At 70.6% G+C, this 6835-nt stretch carries 5 protein-coding genes; 4 read left to right on the top strand and 1 reads right to left on the bottom strand.

Annotated features, from left to right (window positions below; all coding sequences use genetic code 11):
* Window positions 1-248: 248 nt before the first annotated feature.
* Together mfd and ACFWI9_RS32085 are read left to right on the top strand one after the other, a co-directional pair.
* On the top strand, window positions 249-3791 hold the full coding sequence (mfd, locus tag ACFWI9_RS32090) for a transcription-repair coupling factor (protein ID WP_387168165.1): 3543 nt from the start codon (window positions 249-251) through the stop codon (window positions 3789-3791).
* A 164-nt stretch (window positions 3792-3955) separates the two neighbouring features.
* Complete coding sequence (locus ACFWI9_RS32085) at window positions 3956-4723, top strand: HNH endonuclease family protein (protein WP_387168162.1); 768 nt, start codon at window positions 3956-3958, stop codon at window positions 4721-4723.
* A gap of 66 nt (window positions 4724-4789) precedes the next feature.
* Here ACFWI9_RS32085 and ACFWI9_RS32080 read toward each other — a convergent pair whose 3' ends face one another.
* Window positions 4790-5776 carry an NAD-dependent epimerase/dehydratase family protein gene (locus tag ACFWI9_RS32080; RefSeq protein WP_387168160.1) on the bottom strand — a complete coding sequence of 329 codons (987 nt, stop codon included), beginning with the start codon at window positions 5774-5776 and terminating at the stop codon, window positions 4790-4792.
* Window positions 5777-5867: 91 nt separating this feature from the next.
* Here ACFWI9_RS32080 and ACFWI9_RS32075 point away from each other — a divergent pair, with 91 nt between their 5' ends.
* Together ACFWI9_RS32075 and ACFWI9_RS32070 are read left to right on the top strand one after the other, a co-directional pair.
* A complete protein-coding gene (locus tag ACFWI9_RS32075) occupies window positions 5868-6020 on the top strand; it encodes a hypothetical protein (protein ID WP_387168157.1) in 153 nt (50 codons plus the stop codon).
* Window positions 6021-6052: 32 nt separating this feature from the next.
* Window positions 6053-6823 (top strand): N-acetyltransferase, encoded by a 771-nt coding sequence (locus ACFWI9_RS32070; protein ID WP_387168154.1) that lies wholly within the window; start codon window positions 6053-6055, stop codon window positions 6821-6823.
* The last annotated feature ends 12 nt before the right edge of the window (window positions 6824-6835 follow it).

The following is a 6835-nucleotide window of genomic DNA, read 5'->3' as shown; positions in this document are numbered from 1 at the left end:
CCTCGCCGAGGCGATCAAGGCCGCCACGGACGTTCACCGCCGCCATGTGGACCTGGTCGGCCCTCCGGCGGTGCGGCCCTTCGCGGTGGCCGCGCCGCGCACCGGAAATCCCGGCGGTTTACCCTGGAGATCCCCCGGCCCTCCCCTTGCCCGGGACCCCGGTGCACCACTGACCGCAGTCCACGACAGGGGGGACTTCGAAGGCGTCGGGTCATTCGTGTTGTCGGATCCCGGACGGAACCCCCTCCATGAGTTTGCACGGTCTGCTCGACGCCGTGGTACGCGACCCGGCCCTCGCCGAGGCGATCAAGGCCGCCACGGACGGTCACCGCCGCCATGTGGACCTGGTCGGCCCTCCGGCGGTGCGGCCCTTCGCGGTGGCCGCGCTGGCGCGGGAAGCCGGGCGGACGGTGCTGGCGGTGACGGCGACCGGCCGGGAGGCCGAGGACCTGGCCGCGGCGCTGCGCTCGCTGCTCGACCCGGACACCGTGGCCGAGTACCCGTCCTGGGAGACCCTGCCGCACGAGCGGCTCTCGCCCCGCTCCGACACCGTCGGCCGGCGTCTCGCCGTGCTGCGCCGCCTCGCCCATCCGTCCCCGGACGATCCGGCCGCCGGGCCGGTGAGCGTGGTCGTCGCGCCCGTACGGTCCGTGCTCCAGCCGCAGGTCAAGGGCCTTGGGGACCTGGAGCCGGTGGCGCTGCGGTCCGGGCAGACCGCCGATCTGAACGAGATCGTGGAAGGGCTGGCCGCCGCCGCGTACTCGCGGGTGGAGCTGGTGGAGAAGCGCGGCGAGTTCGCGGTGCGCGGCGGCATCCTCGATGTGTTCCCGCCCACCGAGGAGCACCCGCTGCGGGTCGAGTTCTGGGGCGACGACGTCGAGGAGATCCGCTACTTCAAGGTCGCCGACCAGCGCTCCCTTGAGGTCGCCGAGCACGGCCTGTGGGCGCCGCCGTGCCGTGAGCTGCTGCTGACGGACACCGTACGGGAGCGGGCCGCCGCCCTCGCCGAGGCCCATCCGGAGCTCGGTGAACTGCTCGGCAAGATTGCCGAGGGCATCGCGGTGGAGGGCATGGAGTCGCTGGCCCCGGTCCTGGTGGACGACATGGAGCTGCTGCTCGACGTCCTTCCTGCGGGCGCGATGGCCGTGGTGTGCGACCCGGAGCGGGTCCGTACGCGGGCGGCGGACCTGGTGGCGACCTCGCAGGAGTTCCTCCAGGCGTCCTGGGCGGCGACGGCGGGCGGCGGCGAGGCCCCGATCGATGTCGGCGCGGCCTCGCTGTGGGGGATCGCGGATGTCCGGGACCGGGCCCGTGAGCTGGGGATGATGTGGTGGTCGGTGTCGCCGTTCGCCGCCGACGAGGAACTGGACCTCGGTGACGCCGACACCCTGAAGCTGGGGATGCACGCACCGGAGACGTACCGCGGTGACACCGCACGCGCCCTCGCCGACACCAAGGGCTGGCTCGCGGACGGCTGGCGCACCGTGTTCGTGACGGAGGCGCACGGACCGGCGAGCCGTACCGTGGAAGTGCTCGGCGGCGAGGGGATCGCGGCCCGGCTCGACGCCGACCTGAAGGAGATCTCCCCGTCGGTCGTGCATGTCGCCTGCGGCTCGATCGACTACGGCTTCGTCGACCCGGCGCTCAAGCTGGCTGTGCTGACCGAGACCGATCTGTCCGGTCAGAAGGCCGCCGGCAAGGACGGCACCCGGATGCCGACCCGCCGCCGCAAGCAGATCGACCCGCTGACCCTCGAAGTGGGCGACTACATCGTGCACGAGCAGCACGGCGTCGGCCGCTACCTGGAGATGGTGCAGCGCACCGTGCAGGGCGCGACCCGCGAGTATCTGCTGGTCGAGTACGCGCCCGCCAAGCGCGGACAGCCCGGAGACCGGCTCTACATCCCGACCGACCAGTTGGAGCAGGTCACCAAGTACGTGGGTGGCGAGGCGCCGACACTGCACCGGCTCGGCGGCGCGGACTGGACGAAGACCAAGGCGCGTGCGAAGAAGGCGGTCAAGGAGATCGCCGCCGACCTCATCAAGCTCTACAGCGCGCGGATGGCCGCGCCCGGCCACACCTTCGGCCCCGACACGCCCTGGCAGCGCGAGCTGGAGGACGCGTTCCCGTACGTCGAGACACCCGACCAGCTGTCCACCATCGCCGAGGTGAAGGAGGACATGGAGAAGTCGGTCCCGATGGACCGGCTGATCTGCGGAGACGTCGGATACGGAAAGACCGAGATCGCGGTGCGGGCCGCGTTCAAGGCGGTCCAGGACGGCAAGCAGGTCGCCGTGCTCGTGCCCACCACCCTGCTGGTACAGCAGCACTTCGGCACCTTCAGCGAGCGGTACTCGCAGTTCCCCGTGGTCACCCGGGCGCTGTCCCGTTTCCAGTCGGACGGGGAGGCGAAGGCCACGCTGGAGGGGTTGAAGGACGGTGCGGTCGACATCGTCATCGGTACCCACCGGCTGTTCTCGTCCGAGACCAAGTTCAAGGACCTGGGCCTGGTCATCGTGGACGAGGAGCAGCGCTTCGGTGTCGAGCACAAGGAGCAGCTGAAGAAGCTGCGTGCCAACGTCGACGTGCTGACGATGTCCGCGACACCGATCCCGCGCACCCTGGAGATGGCGGTCACCGGCATTCGTGAGATGTCCACGATCACCACCCCGCCGGAGGAGCGGCATCCGGTGCTGACCTTCGTCGGCCCGTACGAGGAGAAGCAGATCGGTGCGGCGATCCGCCGTGAACTGCTGCGCGAGGGCCAGGTCTTCTACATCCACAACAGGGTCGAGTCGATCGACCGGGCCGCGGCGCGGCTGCGCGACATCGTCCCGGAGGCGCGGATCGCCACCGCGCACGGGCAGATGAGCGAGAGCACCCTGGAGCAGGTCGTCGTGGACTTCTGGGAGAAGAAGTACGACGTGCTGGTGTCGACCACGATCGTCGAGTCCGGTATCGACATCTCCAACGCCAACACACTGATCGTGGAGCGCGGCGACAACTTCGGCCTCTCGCAGCTCCACCAGTTGCGCGGCCGGGTGGGGCGTGGCCGCGAGCGCGGCTACGCCTACTTCCTGTACCCGCCGGAGAAGCCGCTCACCGAGACCGCGCACGAGCGACTGGCGACCATCGCCCAGCACACCGAGATGGGCGCGGGCATGTACGTGGCGATGAAGGACCTGGAGATCCGCGGCGCGGGCAATCTGCTCGGCGGCGAGCAGTCCGGCCATATCGCCGGGGTGGGCTTCGACCTGTACGTGCGGATGGTGGGCGAGGCGGTCGCCGACTACCGCAAGTCCCTGGAGTCCGGGGAGACGGAGGAGGAGCCGCCGCTCGAGGTCAAGATCGAGCTGCCGGTCGACGCGCATGTCCCGCACGACTACGCGCCGGGTGAGCGGTTGCGCCTCCAGGCGTATCGGGCGATCGCGTCCGCCGACTCGGAGGAGGACATCAAGGCGGTACGGGAGGAGCTCACCGACCGCTACGGCAAGCTGCCGGAGCCGGTGGAGAACCTGCTGCTGGTCGCCGGGCTGCGGATGCTGGCACGGGCCTGCGGGGTGGGTGAGATCGTGCTCCAGGGGACGAACATCCGCTTCGCGCCGGTGGAGTTGCGCGAGTCGCAGGAGCTGCGGCTGAAGCGCCTGTACCCGCGCACGGTCATCAAGCCGGCGGTGCAGCAGGTACTGGTGCCGCGCCCGACAACGGGCAAGATCGGCGGGAAGCCGGTGGTGGGCCGGGAACTGCTGGCGTGGACGGGTGAGTTCCTGACCTCGATCCTGGGGTCGTAGGGCTTCACCGGCCTGATGGGCTGCCGGGGTTCAGGGTCCGGCGGTGCCAGGACCGGGGCCGGGGTCCGGAAGACTTCTTCCGGTCCCCGGCCGTTCTGCGACTCCTGCCCGTGCGACCATACGTCCGAGGGCACGCCGACCGGCCGCCTCTATGCTTCGTCGGCATGAGCAGGTCACGCATCATCAGCCCGTCCCTGTCGCTTCTGACGGCCGCCGTGATCCCGTACATCTCGGGCTGCGACGCCCTCGGACAGGCCGACGGCGCGGACCCCGGTTCCGCACCGCACGGGGCGTACACCCGAGCCGTGAGCCCCCTGGCGAACCCCGACGGCACCAAGCCCGGACTCGCGCCCCTGAACGGCTCCGCGCAACTGGCCGCGGCCCGCGACCTCATCGCGGGACTGGCCGTCAAGGGCCGCGGCCCCAGGACGGGTTACGAACGCGACGAGTTCGGCTACGCGTGGAAGGACGCGGTCGACGGGGTCCCGCTGGCGAGGAACGGCTGTGACACGAGGAACGACCTGCTGAAACTCCATGGGGGCAACGTCCGGTTCCGTACCGGCTCCGACTGCGTGGTCGTATCGATGACCCTGCACGACCCGTACACCGGCAAGACCATCGAGTGGCGCAAGCAGAAGGCCGCCGAGGTGCAGATAGACCATGTGGTGCCGCTGTCGTACAGCTGGCAGATGGGTTCGTCCCGCTGGGCGCGGGACAAGCGCGAGCGGTTCGCCAACGACGTGCTCAATCTGATCCCTGTCCAGGGCCGGGCCAACTCGGCCAAGAGTGACTCCGGCCCGGCGGCCTGGCTGCCTCCGGACAAGCGGATCAGGTGTTCCTACGTGGTCCGGTTCGCCCAGGTCGCCGTCAAGTACGAGATGCCGGTCACCGGACCGGACAAGGCGGCGATGCTGAGGCAGTGCGCGGACTGACAGGGCATGGGGCACACCGGCCGGCTCGCGACCGGCGCCCCTGCTGACCTCAGCGATCCGGCGGCCTCAGCCGAGGGCTTCGAGTAGCTCCCGCTCCCGCCCGGCACTGAGACCGGCGCGCCGCACCCGGTCCAGGCCCTGCGCGCGTTCCCATTCCAGCGTGTCCGCGAGCAGCGTGGCCCTGGGCCGGTGCCGGAGGCCCGCCGCCCGTGCCGCTGCCCCGCTCCGGGACGAGAAGCCCTCACAGTCCGGCTCGACCAGCCACATCGGCAGCGATTCGGGCCCCATGTAGCCGGCCACGCCGTTCGCGAGCAGCCACTTCGAGTCGGCGGCGACCACCGGGCCGGTGTGCCCGCCGACGGTGCGGGACAGGTCGATCCACTCAGCGAACGGAACCACCGGGCCGACCGCGTCGTAGATACCGGTGGTGTTCTTCTCCGTCGCGTCGAGCAGCCAGTCGGCGAGATCCCGGACATCGATCACCTGCGTCGGCATGTCCGGTGTGCCCGGCACCAGCATGGGCCCCCGCGGGTCCCGCGCCGCGCGGGCCACCCAGTAGCCCGAACGTCCGCTGTGATCGCCCGGACCCCCGATGAGTCCGGCGCGCGCGATCAGGAGGCGGTCGCCGACGACGGCCGTCGCCGCCTGCTCGCAGGCGGCCTTCGCCTCGCCGTACAGCGTGCGGTCCACGTCACGGAGTTCGGTCGGTGCGAGGAGGGGCGCGGACTCGTCGGCATCCGGTACGTCGTGGGAGGCGTAAGCGCTGACGGACGACACATAGGCCCAGTGCCTGGCCCTGCCGCCCAGCGCGTCCAGCGCCTCGCGTACGAAACCCGGCTGCCATGACACCTCGATGACCGCGTCCCATGTGCGGTCCAGCAGCGGCCCGTACACCGACGGATCGCGCCGGTCACCCGCCACCAGCCGCGCGCCGTCCGCGACGTCCCCGCTCTCGCCGCGCGCCAGGCAGGTCACCTCATGTCCCCGCCCGATCGCCCGCCGCGACAGCTCACGGCCCACCCACGCGGTCCCGCCCAGTACCAAGATCTCCATTCCGCCCACTCAACCACCGCCGACCCGGGGCACCCAAGCGGCTTCGCGGACAGCGGACTCGAGGCGGTGAGCGACCGCCGGTCATGAAGCCGTGATCACGCAGGAGACAGCCGCAGACCCTGCCGAGATCGCCTGGCACGGCCGGCTCACCTTCCAGGAGCTCCAAGAGACAGTGCGGGAGTGGCGCTTCGTCGAGGATGGCATCGATACGCTGCGGCGATACCGCGCTGGGAAAACCGATTGAACGGTCCAACTCTTCGTGATTAGCCTCCCGGCATGACCACGCCGCAGGATTCCGCACTCGAACTGACCATCACCACGCTCGCCGAACGCCCGGAACTAGGTGATGCCGTATGGGGGATGATCGAGGACTGGCCTGAGTTCATCCTGAACGACCACGTGGGCTGGGGATACATGGGCCGGATCCTCACCGAGCTTCCCGAGTACGTGATCGTGGCGACCGACGCCGAAGGGGCTGTCGTGGCGCGGGGGTTCAGCGTGCCGTTCGCACTCGACACGAACGGGCGGCGGGAGCTGCCCGCGACCGGGTGGGACCAGGTGCTGCTGTGGGCGTTCTCGGATCTGCGGCACGGGCGGAAGCCGGACACGGTCAGCGCGATCGAGATCACCGTGACCACGCGGCTGACCGGCCGCGGGATATCCGGGCGCATGGTCGCCGCGCTGCGGGACAACGCGCGGGCGCGTGGTTTCGCGGAGGTGGTCGCGCCGGTACGGCCGAACGCCAAGCACCTGGAGCCGGAGGTGCCGATGTCCGAGTACGCCTTCCGGACCCGGGAGGAGGACGGGCTGCCGCACGACCCGTGGCTGCGTGTCCATGTACGCGCGGGCGGGGTCATCGAGGCGGTCGCCCCGGCGTCCATGACGGTGGCCGGCTCCCTGGAGCAGTGGCGGGCCTGGACCGGGCTGCCGTTCGACACGGACGGGCCGGTGCCGGTGCCGGGCGCGCTGGTGCCCGTGCGCTGTTCCCTCGAACACGAGCACGCGGTCTACGTCGAGCCGAACGTGTGGGTGCGGCACAAGCTCTGACCGGTATGCGAA

It is taken from the genome of Streptomyces sp. NPDC127084, assembly GCF_042724175.1.
In the GTDB taxonomy this organism is placed as follows: Bacteria; Actinomycetota; Actinomycetes; order Streptomycetales; family Streptomycetaceae; genus Streptomyces.
This window is presented reverse-complemented; position numbering and strand designations above follow the sequence as displayed.

What these genes read in the sequence shown, in the direction of transcription:
- mfd (WP_387168165.1), top strand. Translation starts at nt 249, where the DNA reads ATGAGTTTGCACGGTCTGCTCGACGCCGTGGTACGCGACCCGGCCCTC.
- ACFWI9_RS32085 (WP_387168162.1), top strand. Translation starts at nt 3,956, where the DNA reads ATGAGCAGGTCACGCATCATCAGCCCGTCCCTGTCGCTTCTGACGGCC.
- ACFWI9_RS32080 (WP_387168160.1), bottom strand. Translation starts at nt 5,776, where the DNA reads ATGGAGATCTTGGTACTGGGCGGGACCGCGTGGGTGGGCCGTGAGCTG.
- ACFWI9_RS32070 (WP_387168154.1), top strand. Translation starts at nt 6,053, where the DNA reads ATGACCACGCCGCAGGATTCCGCACTCGAACTGACCATCACCACGCTC.